This is a genomic window from Rhodococcus sp. PAMC28707, assembly GCF_004795915.1.
Taxonomy (GTDB): Bacteria; Actinomycetota; Actinomycetes; order Mycobacteriales; family Mycobacteriaceae; genus Rhodococcoides.
In genome coordinates this window covers 2,307,766-2,323,751 of the sequence record NZ_CP039253.1, presented here as the reverse complement: position 1 = coordinate 2,323,751, position 15,986 = coordinate 2,307,766, and the positions used below count along the sequence as shown (strand labels likewise).

Here is a 15,986-nt window from a genome sequence, read left to right as displayed (position 1 = left end):
CGACACACCGTTGGCAGGAGAGAGCAAATGACAAAGACCCCTATCGCGACGCTGAAGATGGTCACCCTGGACTGCCCCGACCCGCCGACCAGCGCGAAGTTCTGGGCGGAACTACTTGGCTGGAGCATCGTCCATTCCGAGAGGGACTACGCGATGCTCGACGGTCCGAGCAGTGCCCTTGGATTCGGCCGCGTCGAAGACTACGTTGCGCCGGCGTGGCCCAATACGCACGGCAGCAAGCAATATCACTTCGATCTTGCGGTGACAGACCTCGACGATGCGGCGAAGAAGGCCGTCGAACTCGGCGCGAGCCTCCCCGAGGACCAACCGGGCGAAACGTGGCGGGTGCTACTGGACCCGGCCGGCCATCCCTTCTGTCTGACGAAAGCCGAGAACTGGGGCAGCAGCTAGCCGAGCCAGTCCAGTACCGCTGCCGCCGTCCACGACTGCTGCATACTGCCGAGCGGCTCACCGGTGAACGGCTCGTAGTACTCCGCGAAACTCCCGTCGCCGGCCTGCCGCAATCCTTCCTCACGCAGCGTCAACGACCGCTCGGCCCACCCGCGCCGCGAGAATGCCCACGAGAACAACCAGGTCATGACCGGCCACACCGGCCCGCGCCAATACTCCCGTGCCCGAAAGTCTTTCGAGACCGGCGACGTGGACGGCGGAACAGCGAACAGCAGATCCGGATGTCCGCAGAATCGGGTACCTTCGAACATCCTCAACAGCGTGAGCTCCTGTTCACGTGGCAACCCTCCGCACAACAGGGGAGCGAACATCGCGATCGTGTCGGTGGAGATCCAGCGCCCCGCCCGGACGTCGTAGTCACGGGCCGCCCCGGAACGCTGATCGGTCGTCGCGACCACTCCCTTGCGGAACCTATCCGCCCACTCGCGCAGATCTCGGACGTCGGAGTGCGGTTTGGAGTGTTCCTCACCGATGGTCGCAAGCACATCGCACGCCATCGAGAAGATGGCGCTGACGAAAACGTCCTCCACGGCGAAGCTCATCTTCTCCGCCAGAGCCGCGTCGTCGTAGCCCACTTGTTTCATCTCTTCGACCAACCAGATGTAGCGGTCGTATTCACTGTTGCTCGGACGCATGGACAGATCGGTGATCACCGCGTGGTCCTCGCGGATGTAGGCGGGCATCTGCCCGGCGAGGACATTGGCATACGAGCCATCCCAGCGTGGGGAGTTGTCCATGCCCGACTCCCAGCCGTGGAACAGCGTGATGCGGCCGCTGCCCTGGATGTCGCGCGCCGTGGCGAGCCACCGATGCCATCGGACTAGGTTCTCCCACCGCCGATCCAGAAACTCCTCGGCGACGGCCCGAGTGGTCCGGCCGTGTCGCCTCGAGTGATCGAGGATGCGCTGCACCGCAATTGCGTGCACCGGCGGCTGCGTGATCCCCGACGTCTGCGGCCCGACGGGCGCGTGCAGGGCCAGCTCCCGTGTCTCCCACCGCGCGGGTCCGGGGAAGTAGCCATCGACGCCGTTCGCGAAGACGATGTGCGGGATCATGCCGTTCTTCCACTGCGCGGACAGCAGAGTATCGAGCTCCACCACGGCTCGTTCGACGCTGAGCGGTGCAAGCCCGACCGCCACGAACGCCGCATCCCAGCTCCACATGTGCGGATACAGTCGCGGTGCGGCGCTGGTCATGGTGCCCAAGTCGTTGCCGCGGAGAAGATAGGCAGCTCGAGCGGCCAATTGTGTCGGAGTGAATCCACGGTCGCCCATGGCTCTAGTTTGCGTCCATTCGGTGTTTCGCGCGCATCGGACTCGATTGAGGACCGTAACTGTCCGCAATGGCTCGTACCGTTGCTTTCACCAGCGACGAAGGGAACTTTCATGACACTCACCGGTGAGAAGGCCGATATTGCGAGAATGCTCGCCGACCAGCGCAAGAACTTTCTATACGCGGTTCGGGGGATCACCGATGAGCAGGCCAGGCAACGAACAACCGTCAGCGACCTCACCCTCGGCGGACTGCTCAACCACGTCGTCAACAACGAGCGTTCCTGGATGGGAATCCTCGCTGCCATGGATGAAAGCGCCGAGTTCGACATGTCCCGAATGGAGACCGAATACGTGATGAGTCCGGGCCAGAGCGTCGCCGGCCTCGTCGAGGAGTACGCCCGCGTCGGCGCCGCAACCGAAGCCGCGATCGCCGATCTCGACCTCGATACCCAGGTACCGCTACCGACCGCGCCGTGGGCTCCCGAGCGTGCTTGGCAATCAGCGCGCTACACCCTGCTGCACATCCTGCGCGAAGTTGCCCAGCACGCCGGCCACGCCGACATCATCAGAGAATCCCTCGACGGCGGGAACACGACGATGTCCATGGGGGCCGAAGCAGGCATGACGTTCGGCTAGGTAAGCGCAATGACTAGTTTGGACTCATGACTTCAGCAGCATTGACTCGTACAGCTTTGGTGACGGGTGCGAGTCGAGGCCTCGGTGCGGCGATTGCGCGGACACTCGCACCCGATCACCACGTGTACCTCGGTGGAAGATCTTCGGGATCGCTCGCCGCTGTGTCTTCGGAGTTGGAGGGTTCGACGCCCTGGCCGGTGGATCTCACCGATCACGACGCCGTCGCCGCCGCAGTGCAGCCGATGGAGTCGCTCGATGTCCTGGTCCACAACGCCGGCGTCGCGGCACTCGGCACGATCGAGGAGTCGTCCGTCGTGGATTGGCGTCGCCAGTACGAGAGCAACGTCCTGTCGGTGGTTTCGCTGACCCAGCTCTTGCTGCCGGCGCTGCGGCGCGCGGGCGGGCATGTGGTGCTGATCAATTCGGGTGCCGGCATCCGGGCCAACCCCGGGTGGGGCGGATATGCGGCGTCGAAATTCGCGTTGCGGGCCTTCGCCGATGCGCTGCGCCAGGAGGAGCCGGCGCTGCGTGTGACGTCGGTGCACCCCGGGCGGATCGACACCGATATGCAGCGAGCAATCGTCGAGCACGAGGGCGGGGACTACGACGGATCGAAGTTTCTGCAAGCCGGATCGGTCGCGCTCGCCGTTCGGAATGCCATCGACACCCCCGCCGACACCCATCCGACCGAAATCGTGCTCAGGTCGCGGTAGACAACAACCGAGCCCGTCATCGATATCCTCACCACAGCAGCATCGGACGTGAGTGACAGCTACCCCTTGGAATTGCCAGACCGCCGACAGTGTGTGCAATTAAGTATCCAAAACGAGTCTCTTCGAGATAGGAATGCAAAGTATGGGTCGCTGGAAACCGTTTGTTTCGGGGAAAGACCCAGATCCGCGATTCACGCTCGCCAACGAACGGACGTACCTGGCCTGGATTCGCACCGCGACGGCATTTGTGGCCTCAGGTGTCGGACTCGAAGCTTTCGGCGCCGACATCCTTCCGTCGACAACGCGTTCTGCTTTGGCAGCCTTACTGTTGATCGGTGGAGCATTGATCACTGTCACCTCGTTTTTTCACTGGATCAGTTCGGAACGAGCGTTGAGAGCGGAACGCACGCTTCCGATTCCCTTGATGGCTCCGGCGGTAGGGGTGATCCTGGTGATCTGTGCAACGGTACTGGTGATTGGGGTCGTGAGTTGACATGACCTCGCTTCGTTCCGAAAACGTGCCGAAGTCTCCGGATGGGGGTCTGCAGTCCGAACGCACGTCGCTTTCATTTGTGCGTACAAGTTTGTCGATCTTAGGTTTGTCTGCCGCATGCCTGCGCTGGCTGCCACCATTCGGAGCGGCATCGTTGATCGGGCCATTGATCGCCGCTCTGCTAATAATCGCAGTGACGATATTCGAACGCCGTTCGAGGCCTGCACGCTTGGCGCTGTTCACAACCGAAAAGGCAACACCTGCGTTGGCGATGGGTGGCGTGCTGGCGATGAGTCTGATCGTACTGAGTGCGTCAGGGATGTGGATCTTGCTCAAATGAATCGGCACTTCATCCCCGTCCGGTGATTCCATCCGCCGAACAGAGAACTACCACTGTGTAATTCACAAAGACCACATCGCCGACTCCGATGCCTGGAGCAGGGATTTCGACCGCAAATCTATGCAGATCCAGTCAATGGACGAACCAAAGATGAAATAATCGATGAGATGCAGGTAACACCTGCGCCTCTTCCGGCGACATACTCGTCGATCGGCGCTTACGAACTTCGCAGGTTGTTCGCACATGCGGCCGAATGACCCAAGACTTGATCCCGGAGGCTCCGCATGACCGTCGTCAACGATCTCTCGCACCCCTCCATCACGGGAATCGTCGACCGATCGCCCACCGAGTATCCGAGGCCGACCATTCTGCCGATCCGCGCCACCGGATCACGGGCACCCGTCTTCTGCATTCATCCGATCGACGGACTCGCCTCCTGCTACGCCTCATTGGCTGGACACGTGAACGCGGAGCACCCCATCTACGGTGTTCAGGCGCCCATACCCGGGAAGGATTCGAAGTCCCTGACGGCACTCGCGGCGTATTACGTAGATGAGATTCTCGCCGCCAACAGTGTGGGACCGATCCACCTTCTCGGACTCTCCTTCGGCGGCCTTCTCGCCCACGCAGTAGCCGTCGGCATGCAGGGACGCGGCGTCGCAGTGGACAGCCTCACTCTGCTCGGTAGCGATCCGCTGCAGTCCCGCACCGTCGGCACCCCCGCTGAGCTTGCGCACCAATTGTTGGCAGGCATGAGTGACGACATCGATCGAAGCCACGCCGAGGAACTCCTCACCGTCGCAACCCACAACGAGGCGCTGGCGAAGCGGCACTTCCCCGGCGTCTACGTCGGCAGCGCCCTGGTCGTCTCGGCGGAGGGATCCGACGCCGGGCCGGCGTGGCACCCCTTCGTCAGTGGGACGGTCGTCAAGTACCTGGTCCCCGACGCGTCGGCCTTCGGCATCGTCGGACCGCTGGTGAACAGCTATATCTGAGCCTCTTTGGGGTTGAAGGACCCCCGGGTCAGGTCACTGCAGCGTGGAATCGAGCCAGTCGATGGTCTGCATGCCGTACAGGTCGGTGCTCCACCCGAACGGGTCCGTGAGGGTCTTGCTCATCGAGCAGTCGCTAGGCGCATATGTCACGTCGGTGCCCCCGGCCCGGTACTTCTCGGCGAGGTCTCGGGAGTCCTGCGCGGGCACCAAGGACATCGGCGAGTCGTCAGCGCCACATGAGGTGATGAGGACTTTGGCCTGCGGCGCATGCTTGCCGAGCTTGTTGTCCTCGAAAGCCGGCTGGAAATCGGGGATGTCGACGGGGCTCTGCCCGTCGATGAACAGCGTCTGCAACGGCACGAAGGGCATGGCGAAGTACGCCGGTGTCTGGCACTGAGTGCGGTAGAAGGAAGCGATCTCCTTGCCGACCGGAGTGAGCTTTTCGTCGATCTTCATCTCCGGGTACCAGGGCTCGAGGCCCAGCAGGTTCGCGAACGCGAAGCCGGAGCCGACGGAGCCGTCGGCGGTGCGCATGAAGTTCTTTTGGTTGACGACCATGCCCTCGAGCACGGCGGACTTGACGTTGAGCTCGGGCGCATACTCCGGCTGGATCTCTGCGGCTACAGCGGCGCCGACGCCGCCTCCCGCGATGCCGAAGATACCGATCGGCGCATCCTTGCTCAGACCCGCCTCCTCTACCTGCAGTGCGGCGCGAAGCCCGTCGAGATTGGACTGTCCGCCGAACTTGCCCGCGAACACGCCATGTGGGTCCGAGTCACCTCCATTGCCGACGTCGCTGATCATGACTGCGTAGCCCTTGTCGAGCATCAGCGTCAGTGGCCCCACCGCCGACCACGTTGCGCTATCGAGGGGATTCGCTCCGGTCCACAGACTGCTCGGGTGGCAGTAGGCGCCGACGCTGTCGTTGGCTTCCTGGTAGCCGATGATCGGGCGGTCCACGTTGTCTCGACCGTCGATCGGGATCAGCAAGATACCGGTGCTGATCGCCGGCATGTCGTCGACGCCGCGGGTCACGTACATGACCTTGTAGGCGTCGAGGTTGCCCGGCTGGAAACCGGCGAACATCACCTGCGCGGGCTGCGACTCGAGCAGCATTCCGGGAGCCTCGTTGCCGGTCAGCTCAGGCTCGTCGTAGAAAGAGTCGTTGGGCGTCAGCGCTTCAGTGATCTCGTCCACCGAGGCGAACTCGCCGTCCTCGAGCATGCCCGTCGTGTAGTCGGTGAAGATCTCGTCGAGCCCGGGGGTGCTCACCGGTTCCGCCTGTGCCACCGCCTGCGCGCCGAAGACGACTGCGATGGAGGCGACCGTGGCTGTGAAAACTGTGGCTGCGCGTTTCATGCGAACGTCACCGTGGTTCCCTCCAGTGCAGATTGAAGCATCTGCGAAATGTTCCGCAGCGGGCGTGCGCCCTCGAGCTTCTGGTCGTATGGCTCGCGCAGCTCGGACTCGAGCTGCGGCCAATTGTTCGCCACCATCGCCTTGTACTTGGGCAGTAGCTCGGCGGAGACATAGTCCCAGCGCTGGTCGAATACCGACCAATTCCAGCTGGGGAGAGGCGTGGTCAGGGTAGCGACGCGTCCGTCGGCCAACGTGGCACTGATGGTGACCGGCTTGTACGAGCGCGGCGGGGTTACCCCGGCCACCGACGGCGAGGCGGCGATGGTCGACGCGTAGGTGATGGCCTCGCCGACGTCGCCCTTGTAGTTGCGGACGTCGTCCCATTGCGACCTGATCACCTCGCCCTGCTCGCGCTGCAGCAGCACGCGGTTGCCTGCGGCGATACGGTCTTGGTCGCCCGAGGCCACATCTCTCCAGGCATTCATGATGGAGTCGCCGAACAACCCGGCGCGGTGCATCTGCTCCAGCGCGGGGAGGCCTTCGGTGACATACGCCTGGTGCATGGGCATCAGGTCGGAGAAGATGTTCTTCTGCATCACCAAGATCTCGCCGAGGATCTTATTCAGGTCCTCCGGCGTGATAGTGGCGCCCGACCTGGCGAGCGCCTGCAGCCCCTTCGGCAGCGGAGCCACCGCGTCGGGGCCGAGCACCTCGAGGGTCTGTTCGACGATTGCGTTGGCTGTCTGTGCCATACCTGGGAAGTCGTAGATCCCGGACATCAGCTCGAAGTCGATCAGGCCGCCGCCGAAGTCTGCGCCCACGAGTCCGCCCATACCGGCCCACTGCAACTCACGGTGGCTCGACTGCAGGCCCACGTAGTAGCTGTAGGAGTCGATCAGGTTCTGCCGGTTGGCATCGACGCCCGCGCGTGGGTCCCAGGTCGCAAGGTCGATGCCGGCAGCCTCGGTGACGTCGACCAGCCGGTACTGCAGCAGCAACGCCGCAGAACGGGGCGGATCGACACCCTCGCTATCCGCTCTCTCCAGCAGATTCTCGAGCTGCGCCCTGTCATAGGGCAACGCCGGATTCACACCGCCCGGGCCGTGGCCCGCATCGCGGTTGACGAGCGGCAGATCCAGGAATGGCGCAAGTTCTGCGGAGGTGGCGGGGTTCGCGTCCGCGAACCCGACGCCCAGCGGCATCATGAGCACGGCGGCGGTGGCCGTGGCGATCGCTCGGCTCCATCTTGGACGTGCGGCGCGGACGAGGGTACGAGTCGACAACTTCACTCCTGCAAGGGGGCGATCCGGGGTCCAGCGGTTGCAGCGGGCGCGGACCAGATCCCCCGAAAGTCCGCTACACCGCGTCGATTCTGCAGCCATCTGGCGAGCAACGGAACACTCTACACAAACAGTGTGCAGCCACCTGGGGTTCGTTATCTGCTGGTGCAAAACCACCGTTGACCACTGTTCTTCGGGCGTACTGTTCTTCGCGCGTACCGTTGGTGTGGTGACGACAGCGGTCCATCAGGCAGATCTGGTCTGTGAGGGCGGCGGGGTGAAAGGCATCGGCCTCGTCGGAGCTGTCCATGCGCTCGCCGAGGCAGGCTATAGCTTTCCGCGCGTCGCCGGGTCCAGCGCCGGCGCCGTCGTCGCGGCCTTGGTGGCTGCGCTGCAGCAAGCCAAGGAGCCCGTGACGCGATTGCCGGAGATTGCGCAGCGCGTCGACTACCGCAAACTGACCGACCCGTCGCTGCTCGGGCGTGTGCCGCTGATCGGCGGGGTCCTTTCGTTGCTCACCTCGAACGGTCTTTACCAGGGGGCCTATCTCGAAGACCTCCTCACCGATACTCTCGCCGAGTTCGGGGTCCACACTTTCGGCGATCTACGCACCGGCGAGGAACCGCTGAGCTACGCATATTCGCTGGTGGTGACCGCCAGCGACCTCTCCCGGAAACGTCTTGTCCGGATCCCGTGGGACCTGCCGCTCTACGACATCGACCCCGATACCTTCCCAGTCGCAAAGGCGGTGCGAGCGTCGGCGGCGATCCCGTTCCTGTTTCGACCCGTCCAAGTTTCGGGCGCAACCTGGGTCGACGGCGGACTGCTCTCCGACTTCCCCGTCGGATTGTTCGACCGGACCGATACCGTAGAGCCTCGCTGGCCGACATTCGGTGTGCGGCTCACCGCACGACCGGGCACACCCCCGGCGACCCATCATGTGCGCGGGCCCCTGGCCCTCGGCATAGCCGCGATCGACACCTTGTTCACCAACCAGGACGCCGCCTACGTCGATTCACCCTGCACGGTGCGGCGCACGGTGTTCGTACCCACCGAGTCGATCAGCGCCGTCGATTTCGACATCACCGACGCGCAAAGACTCACCCTCTACAACAGCGGTGTCCGCGCTGCTCAGCAGTTCCTGAGCACCTGGGACTTCGCCGACTACCTCACCGCCTGCCGCACACTACCGGTCTGAAATCCGGGACTGCATGATGGGGAATCCACTCCTACACAGCGCGGTCACTGATCTCCCAGTACCGCGCGCGTAGCGCCTTCTTGTCGAGTTTACCGAGCGGTGTCAGCGGCAGGCTGTCCAGGAAATCAATGCTCTTGGGTGCGTGCACCGACCCCTTGGCTGCTTTCACCCGCTCGACCAACTCTTCCGCCGCTACAGTCAGCCCACCGCGCAGAACCACGCACGCTTTGACGGCTTCACCCCACTTGTCGTCCGGTACACCCACAACCGCCACGGAGCCCACGGACGGGTGCGCGGAGATCACGTCCTCGATCTCGCGCGGAAACACATTGAAGCCGCCGGTCACGATCATGTCCTTCTTGCGATCGACGATGGACAGAAAGCCGTCGACGTCCTTGCGCGCGATGTCGCCGGTGTGCAGCCAGCCGCCGCGGAAAGCTTCTGCGGTCTCGGCAGGTTTCTTCCAGTACCCCTTCATGACCAAGGGACCTCGGACGCAGATCTCGCCCAGCTCGCCCTGCGGCACTTCGTTCAGGTCGTCGTCGAGCAATCGGACGTCGAGCCACGGCACCGGACGGCCACAGGTGGCAAGTCGGGCGGGGTCGTCGGCGAGGTGCTCTTCCTTACGGAGCACCGAGATGGTCATGCCGCACTCGGTCTGACCGTAGAACTGGAAGAAGATCTGACCGAACTTCTCGATGCCTTCCTGCAAACGTGCCGGCGACATCGCGGATGCCCCGTAGAAAAGCGTCTGCAGACTGGAGACGTCCCGTTTCTCGAGGTCCGGATGGTCCATGAGCATGTAGATCATGGTGGGCACCAACATGGTTGCGGTGATCTTGTGCTTTTCGATCGCCGCGAGAACTGCCCCGGGTTCGAAGGCAGGTAGGACGATCAGCGCGCCACCGCGCAGCAGCGTCGGAATGAAGAACGCGGCACCGGCATGCGATAGCGGCGTGCAGATGAGGAAACGGTTCTCCTCGGGCCATTGCCATTCCGACATCTGGATCTGATTGAGCGCCGCGCCCGAACGGAACGATCCGACAACACCTTTGGGCTTTCCTGTGGTGCCACCGGTGTACACCATGCTGCTGGCGTCCTCGGCATCGACATGCGCGGCTGTGAGAGCTGCAGGCTCGAATGTGGCCGCGAGAGCCAGAATGTCGATACCCACCTCGGAGGGCCCCATCGACAGGATCGTGGTCAACGACGGCGACGACGCCTTCAACTCTGCGGCGCGGTCCTCGAAAGAGTCGGCGTCGAAGATAAGGGTCTCGATCTCGGCGTCGTCGACGATGTACTTGTGGTCGTCGAGTGAACCCATCGGATTGAGGGCGCTGGCGCGACAACCGGTGATCATGGTTGCGCCCATGCTGACGAGCACCTCGGGACGATTCTTGGACAGCATCGCCGTGCTGGTGCCCCGGGTGATTCCGAGCGACGCGAGTGCTTGGGCGAAGCAGCTGATCTGATCGCGCATCTGTCCGCCGGTGAGAACAACGTCGCCGATGTACAGCGCCGGCTTGTCGTGGTTCCGTTCGAGAGCGGTGATGAGCAGATCCGGAGCGTAAATCGGCCGGTGGAGGTCAGCAAACTCGTCTGGCATCTGGTCTTCCTTCTGCTCGGCCTGCCCGGTTCCGAAACGGATACCAAAACCCGAACGGTGAGACGGGCAGGTACCCACGGTCCGGTGACGACTTCGAGGGTAAGCGAAGTCACACCTGGCTCGAGGCTTGGGTCGAGGTATCCGCGATCCTTCTTCCTGTTGACGTGGTGGCCTGCGGGTAGGCGAGGAGATCCGGCCGGTGATCGAAACGATCGCTAGACGAATCCGGTTCTTCTCGAAGCGCCGTGCGGCGGAAGATTGCGCTAACTCCTGACGGGCTGGGTGGACGACTCCACATGATGCCGACCCAGGGGAAGCATGAGCGGCTTTCCTGATGTCGGGTCGACGATGATGCGGTTGTCCAACCCGAATACAGTCCGCACGCACTCCTCTGTCAATACTTCACCCGGACTGCCCGAAGCGTGAATGTGTCCGTCCGCCAACGCAATCAGGTGGTCCGAGTAGCGGGCGGCGAAATTCAGATCGTGCAGCACCATCACGATCGTCGTGCCGCGTCTGCGGTTGAGGTCGGTGAGCAGATCGAGTACTTCCACCTGATGGCTGACGTCGAGGAACGTCGTCGGTTCGTCGAGGAGCAGTAGATCAGTGTGTTGCGCGAGGGCCATCGCGATCCACACTCGTTGGCGCTGACCACCGGACAGCTCGTCGACGGCGCGGTCGGCCAACGCTGCGGTCTGGGTGAGATCGAGCGCGTCGGCGACTGCGACGTCGTCGTCATGGGACCACCGCGCGAACATTCCCTGGTGTGGATGGCGTCCACGGCCGACGAGATCGCTGACGGTGATGCCCTCTGGGGCGATCGGCGACTGTGGGAGCAGACCGAGGACGCGGGCCAATGCCCTCGCCGGCAGTCGATGCACGTCGCGGCCGTCGAGCAGGACATGCCCTTGCTGCGGCTTCAGCAGCCGCGACATCGACCGCAGCAGAGTCGATTTGCCGCAGGCGTTCGCGCCGACGATCGAGGTGATCTTCCCCGGAGCTACCGACAGATCGAGGTCGCCGATCACGGTTCGGTCCCCGTAGCCGAGGGTCAGATGCTCGATCTCGAGTGAATGGGTGGTGGTCACAGTGTGCCTCCGACGCGGTTGCTACGGATGATGAGGTAGATGAGGTACGGCGCACCGAGGACACCGGTGACGATCCCCACCGGATAGCGGGTGCCCAGGCCGTACTGACCGACAAAATCGGCAACGAGAACAAGCAGCGCACCGACGAGTGCAGCGGGAACCAGCAAAGACCCGGCTGCTCCGACGATGCGTGCGGCTATGGGACCGGACAGGAAGGCCACGAACGCAATCGGTCCCGTCGCCGCCGTCGCAAAAGCTATGAGGCCGACGGCCGCCACTATGACGATCAGCCGTGTTCGACTGACCCGCACGCCGAGAGCAGGAGCCATATCGTCACCGAGCTGTGTGACGGCAAGGTTCCGGCTCTGCATCAGCAGTACCGGCGTCAGGACGGCCATGGCCACGAGAACGGGTACGACGGAAGACCACGTTGTTCCGTTGAGACTGCCCGTCAACCACCGCGTCGCCTCCTGCAGATCCCATTGACCTGCGCGGGAGAGGATGTAGGCGGTGACACTGTCGAGCATCGCGGCAATGCCGATACCGATGAGAATCAAGCGGGTTCCAACGATCCCGTCCTTGAACGAGAGCACGTAGACCATCAGCGCCACCGCCAACCCGCTGACGATGGCGAAAATCGAGACCTGCGTCGAACCGAGTCCGAGACTGACGATCGCGAATGCGGCTGCGGCACTGGACCCGGCGCTGATTCCGATGATGTCGGGACTGGCGAGTGGATTGCGCAGCATCGTCTGAAAGGTCACGCCGGCGATGCCGAAGCAGAACCCGGCGGTGATCGCGAGGACCGCACGGGGAAGACGAAGGCGGCCGACGGTATAACTTGCGCCTGCCACGTCCTGACCGAGAAGAACGCGGACTACCTCGGCCGGTGGGTAGAAGGTCCGACCCACCATCAAGGTGACCGCGAAAGCTAGGACGATGAACAGTGCCAACACTGCAATCGTCGTTCTTCGACGTTTCGAGCGGCTACTGCGGCCGCGAGCCACCATCTCGACGGTGGGCCGATCTGCGAGCGTCACAATGCGGATACCTTCTGGCGTCGAACAATGTAGATGAAAAACGGAGCTCCGACGAGCGCGGTGATGATGCCGACGTCGATCTCGGCCGGCCGGGCGACGATGCGTCCGACGATGTCCCCAGCGGTCAGAAGTACCGCCCCACCGAGAGCCGAATACGGCAACAACCACCGATGGTCGACGCCGACGATCAGGCGGCATACGTGCGGAACCACCAGGCCGACAAAGCCGATCGGGCCCGTGACAGCGGTGACTGCCCCGCACAGAATGACCGCTCCGGCTGCCGCAGCCCCACGGGTGAGTGCGACGCGTTCGCCGAGTCCGGCAGCGAGCTCGTCGCCCAGTGCCAGCGAGTTGAGGCCACGAGCCGAAGCGAGGGAGATCGCGAACCCGACGAGTAGGAACGGCAGGATCATCCAGATTCTGTCGAAGACCGCACCGCCGACTCCACCGATCTGCCACGACCGGATGCCGCCTGCCAAGTCGCTGCGCGGCAACGCAATTGCACTGACGAAGGAAATGAGCGCAGCCGAGGTGACGGCACCGGCCAACGCCAACTTCAACGGCGTCGCACCACCGCGACCGAGGGACCCGATGGCATAGACGAACGCCGCGGTCACAGCTGCTCCGAGGATGGCCACCCAAACGAAACTCGTCGCCGCAGCGAGACCGAAGAACGTGATGCCACTGACAACCGCAAGTGAAGCGCCCATGTTCACACCGAGAATTCCGGGGTCCGCCAACGGATTACGCGTCACTCCCTGCATGACCGCACCCGAGACACCCAACGCTGCACCGGCCAGAAGGGCCAGCACCGTTCGCGGAAGTCTCGTGGCCACCGCGGCCTGGTCGAACCCTTCCTTGGATCCACCCAGGGCCGCGATGATGTCGTCGAACCCGACCTCACGTGAACCGATCGTGATCGAGGCGAAAACCAATGCCACGAGCACTGCGGTGAGCACGATCAGTCCGGTCGACTTCAGCAAAGCCGGCTTTCGAACGGGTGCTGTTGCCGCCGTCAGGGTCTGCGTCACTTCGCGGAGTCAGCTGCTCGATCCAGCAGATCCAGGTAGTCCTCCAGAACCCAGGAGATCGACAAAGGAGTCGGGTTCGATGCGGTGCCGATCGGGCCGTCACTGGGAAGTGCGACGATCGCGTCGTTCTTCACTGCGGGCATCTGCGAGAGCAGTGGGTCGGCCTCGAGCGCACTGACCAGCTCGTCGCCGCCGTAGGTGATGATGATCTCGACGTCGCTGAACGCATCGGCCTGCTCGGCGCTCTGCTTCAGGCTGAACTTGTCGGTCGACGCCGACGCCGCGGCGACACTCGGCGGGGTGACCATCCCCAGGTCCTCGAAGAACTTCGCGCGCGTGTCATGCGTGGTGTAGAAGCTGACCTCGCTCAGATTCGTCGTATCGACGTGGGTGAGGAACATTGCCGACTTGCCGGCGATCGCCGGATGCTGTGCCACGGCGTCGTCGATCTGTGCGTCGAGGTCGGCGATCAGCTGTTGGCCTTCCGCGGCCATGCCGAGCGCCTTACTGCTGACCGAGATCATGTCGCGCCACGGAGTGCCCCACGCGGTTTCCGGGTACGCGACAACCGGTGCAATATCGCTGAGCTGATCGTAAACCTCCTGCGTCAGGCCGGAATACGCTGCCAGGATGACGTCGGGCTCGGTGTCGGCAACGGCTTCGAAGTCGACGCCGTCGGTCTCGTCGAAGAGAACCGGTGCGTCGCCGCCGAGTTCGTCGAGCTTCTTGCTGACCCAGGGGAGGATGCCGTCGCCGTCGTCGTCACCGAAGTTCGCCGCGGCCATGCCGACCGGCACGATCCCGAGTGCCAGCGGCACCTCTTGGTTGGCCCAGTTGACGGTGGCTACGCGCTCGGGCTTGTTCTCGATCTTCGTCGTACCGAGAGCATGCTCGATGGTGACGGGCGTCCAGTCCGCGCTGGTCGTCGGCGCGCCTTCATCCGAGCTGCTGGATGAGCAGGAGGCCAGACCGACCGTGAGTGCGGCGGCCGCGGACAGAACGAAAAAGCGGGAGACGTTGGACATGAGTTCCTTCGGGGTTCTGACGCAGGGCGTCGCGCATAGTCCTGCGGCAGTGCAGGTTTGGAAACCCCGCGAACGCCGACGCAATGGCAGCAACTCCAGTGAAGCAAGGTTTCCCTCACCTAAGATAGTGCACCCTCAGTAAGTACGCAATCGCGCCAAATGGACAGCGTTTGTCGCCGAACGGACACTCCATGGGGATGTCACTGGGCTCGAAACTGTCCAGGGCTCATACCGCTGACTCTCCGAAACGACGCACCGAACGCACTCACGGACCGGAAGCCCACCGCGGCGGCTATCTCCTCGATCGCATCGCCTCGCGCCAACATGGACATCGCATGTTGGGTCCGAACACCCGCGACCCACTCCCTGAAGCTCGAGCCGGTCTCGGCGTGAAAAACACGGGTGATGGTTCGAGTGCTGACATTCAGTCGAAGGGCCCACTGCTCGAGCGTCGTCGAATCGTCGGGGCGATCTCGAACCGTCCTCACGATAGGTGCCAGCAGCTCGGACTGCGGTATGCGGATGAGCAGTTCCCGGGCGGAGGGAGCGAGAACATCGAGCACCATCGCCTCCGTCGTGACACGCGAGGAATCCGGCAGTGGCTCGGTGTTGAGGCGATCGAGCAGCAGCCGCAGCATCGGGGTGATGTCGACGCCGACCGGATCGGGTGCGATCGCCGGTGCATCCTGCACTCGAAATTGTGCCGTTCGCATTCGAGTTCCGGATGGAAACCACCCGGAATGCAGCAGCCCCGCCGGAATCCACAGGCCCACCGTCGTGGTGATGGTCCAGATGCGGGAGCCGATCGCGGCGGTGGATGCGCCCCACTCGTTCCACAGCAACTCGTGAGTGGGATGCGAATGCTCCTCGAACCAGGTGTCGGTTGTGATTACCTCGTCCCAGCCGTCGATGACATACGGCATCGCAATCTCACCGGCCGCATAGATCGGGAGTGTGCGTGTGTCCATCGTCGTCACGCACACGAGGATGCCATGGTCGGCGATAACCTCACCCGGGAGATACCACTCGACGAAGGAGACAACATGAAGAAGATGTCATTGACGGCCCTGGCCCGCGAACAGGTCGCAAGCGCGGAACGCGCCTCGAGTGGTCGCGCAGCTCACACCGTGTTCGGGGGCCACGAGCACGTACTCCGGCAAACGGTGATCGCGCTCGTCGCCGGTCAGACACTCGCCGAGCACAACAATCCAGGAGAGGCGACGGTCCACGTCCTGAACGGCCGGGTCCGCCTCACCGCAGGCGAGGACGCCTGGGAAGGATCGACCGGAGATTTGATCATCGTCCCCGACTCGAGTCATGCGCTCGAGGCAATCGAAACCTCGACAATATTATTGACTGTGGCGAAAATACCTGCGCCGTAATTGGTTTTGTCAATCGGAAATACTCGCGCGACTGGCTTTATTTTATTTTGTGGGT

General features: G+C 63.2%; 17 protein-coding genes and 1 pseudogene. 9 read left to right on the top strand and 9 right to left on the bottom strand.

Annotated elements, in window-relative coordinates; all coding sequences use genetic code 11:
* Window positions 1-27 precede the first annotated feature (27 nt).
* Complete coding sequence (locus E5720_RS10495; RefSeq protein ID WP_136170617.1) at window positions 28-411, top strand: VOC family protein; 384 nt, start codon at window positions 28-30, stop codon at window positions 409-411.
* Here E5720_RS10495 and E5720_RS10490 read toward each other — a convergent pair.
* Entirely contained in the window at window positions 408-1,745 is a 1,338-nt protein-coding gene (locus tag E5720_RS10490) for a glycogen debranching protein (RefSeq protein WP_136170616.1), read from the bottom strand. The two genes, E5720_RS10495 and E5720_RS10490, sit on opposite strands and share 4 nt — an antisense overlap.
* A gap of 111 nt (window positions 1,746-1,856) precedes the next feature.
* On the opposite strand from E5720_RS10490, the gene E5720_RS10485 reads away from it, so the two are divergent.
* From E5720_RS10485 to E5720_RS10465, 6 genes and pseudogenes are all read left to right on the top strand, one after another.
* Complete coding sequence (locus E5720_RS10485) at window positions 1,857-2,381, top strand: DinB family protein (RefSeq protein WP_136170615.1); 525 nt, start codon at window positions 1,857-1,859, stop codon at window positions 2,379-2,381.
* Window positions 2,382-2,407: 26 nt separating this feature from the next.
* Window positions 2,408-3,094 (top strand): SDR family oxidoreductase, encoded by a 687-nt coding sequence (locus tag E5720_RS10480; RefSeq protein ID WP_210729992.1) that lies wholly within the window; start codon window positions 2,408-2,410, stop codon window positions 3,092-3,094.
* A 142-nt stretch (window positions 3,095-3,236) separates the two neighbouring features.
* Window positions 3,237-3,587: a DUF202 domain-containing protein gene (locus E5720_RS10475; protein ID WP_136170614.1), complete on the top strand. Its 351-nt coding sequence runs from the start codon at window positions 3,237-3,239 to the stop codon at window positions 3,585-3,587.
* Between the two features lies 1 nt (window position 3,588).
* Window positions 3,589-3,729: pseudogene (locus E5720_RS22000) on the top strand (DUF202 domain-containing protein); the annotation flags it as partial.
* Between the two features lie 12 nt (window positions 3,730-3,741).
* A complete protein-coding gene (locus E5720_RS21995) occupies window positions 3,742-3,927 on the top strand; it encodes a hypothetical protein (RefSeq protein ID WP_247596375.1) in 186 nt (61 codons plus the stop codon).
* A 284-nt stretch (window positions 3,928-4,211) separates the two neighbouring features.
* Complete coding sequence (locus E5720_RS10465; RefSeq protein ID WP_136170612.1) at window positions 4,212-4,922, top strand: thioesterase domain-containing protein; 711 nt, start codon at window positions 4,212-4,214, stop codon at window positions 4,920-4,922.
* A gap of 33 nt (window positions 4,923-4,955) precedes the next feature.
* On the opposite strand, the gene E5720_RS10460 is transcribed toward E5720_RS10465, so the two are convergent.
* Together E5720_RS10460 and E5720_RS10455 are read right to left on the bottom strand one after the other, a co-directional pair.
* Window positions 4,956-6,281: a lipase family protein gene (locus E5720_RS10460; protein ID WP_136170611.1), complete on the bottom strand. Its 1,326-nt coding sequence runs from the start codon at window positions 6,279-6,281 to the stop codon at window positions 4,956-4,958.
* A complete protein-coding gene (locus tag E5720_RS10455) occupies window positions 6,278-7,486 on the bottom strand; it encodes a hypothetical protein (RefSeq protein WP_136172580.1) in 1,209 nt (402 codons plus the stop codon). Before E5720_RS10455 ends, E5720_RS10460 begins: the two co-directional genes overlap by 4 nt.
* 304 nt (window positions 7,487-7,790) lie before the next feature.
* On the opposite strand from E5720_RS10455, the gene E5720_RS10450 reads away from it, so the two are divergent.
* Window positions 7,791-8,759, top strand: coding sequence for a patatin-like phospholipase family protein (locus E5720_RS10450; protein ID WP_247596259.1), 969 nt, complete (start codon window positions 7,791-7,793; stop codon window positions 8,757-8,759).
* Window positions 8,760-8,790: 31 nt separating this feature from the next.
* Here E5720_RS10450 and E5720_RS10445 read toward each other — a convergent pair whose 3' ends face one another.
* The 6 genes from E5720_RS10445 to E5720_RS10420 all read right to left on the bottom strand — a co-directional run bounded on the left by E5720_RS10445 (window position 8,791) and on the right by E5720_RS10420 (window position 15,517).
* Window positions 8,791-10,365, bottom strand: coding sequence for an AMP-binding protein (locus E5720_RS10445; protein WP_136170609.1), 1,575 nt, complete (start codon window positions 10,363-10,365; stop codon window positions 8,791-8,793).
* A 263-nt stretch (window positions 10,366-10,628) separates the two neighbouring features.
* Window positions 10,629-11,453: an ABC transporter ATP-binding protein gene (locus E5720_RS10440; protein ID WP_136170608.1), complete on the bottom strand. Its 825-nt coding sequence runs from the start codon at window positions 11,451-11,453 to the stop codon at window positions 10,629-10,631.
* The gene (locus E5720_RS10435) at window positions 11,450-12,463 is read right to left on the bottom strand and encodes an iron chelate uptake ABC transporter family permease subunit (RefSeq protein ID WP_136172579.1); all 1,014 of its coding nucleotides are present in this window, start codon (window positions 12,461-12,463) and stop codon (window positions 11,450-11,452) included. Before E5720_RS10435 ends, E5720_RS10440 begins: the two co-directional genes overlap by 4 nt.
* 26 nt (window positions 12,464-12,489) lie before the next feature.
* Window positions 12,490-13,440, bottom strand: a complete 951-nt coding sequence (locus tag E5720_RS10430; protein WP_247596311.1) for an iron ABC transporter permease — start codon at window positions 13,438-13,440, stop codon at window positions 12,490-12,492.
* A gap of 80 nt (window positions 13,441-13,520) precedes the next feature.
* The gene (locus tag E5720_RS10425) at window positions 13,521-14,549 is read right to left on the bottom strand and encodes an iron-siderophore ABC transporter substrate-binding protein (RefSeq protein WP_136170606.1); all 1,029 of its coding nucleotides are present in this window, start codon (window positions 14,547-14,549) and stop codon (window positions 13,521-13,523) included.
* 200 nt (window positions 14,550-14,749) lie between these two features.
* On the bottom strand, window positions 14,750-15,517 hold the full coding sequence (locus tag E5720_RS10420) for an AraC family transcriptional regulator (RefSeq protein WP_136172578.1): 768 nt from the start codon (window positions 15,515-15,517) through the stop codon (window positions 14,750-14,752).
* A gap of 75 nt (window positions 15,518-15,592) precedes the next feature.
* Here E5720_RS10420 and E5720_RS10415 point away from each other — a divergent pair, with 75 nt between their 5' ends.
* Window positions 15,593-15,931, top strand: a complete 339-nt coding sequence (locus E5720_RS10415; RefSeq protein ID WP_136170605.1) for a cupin domain-containing protein — start codon at window positions 15,593-15,595, stop codon at window positions 15,929-15,931.
* The last annotated feature ends 55 nt before the right edge of the window (window positions 15,932-15,986 follow it).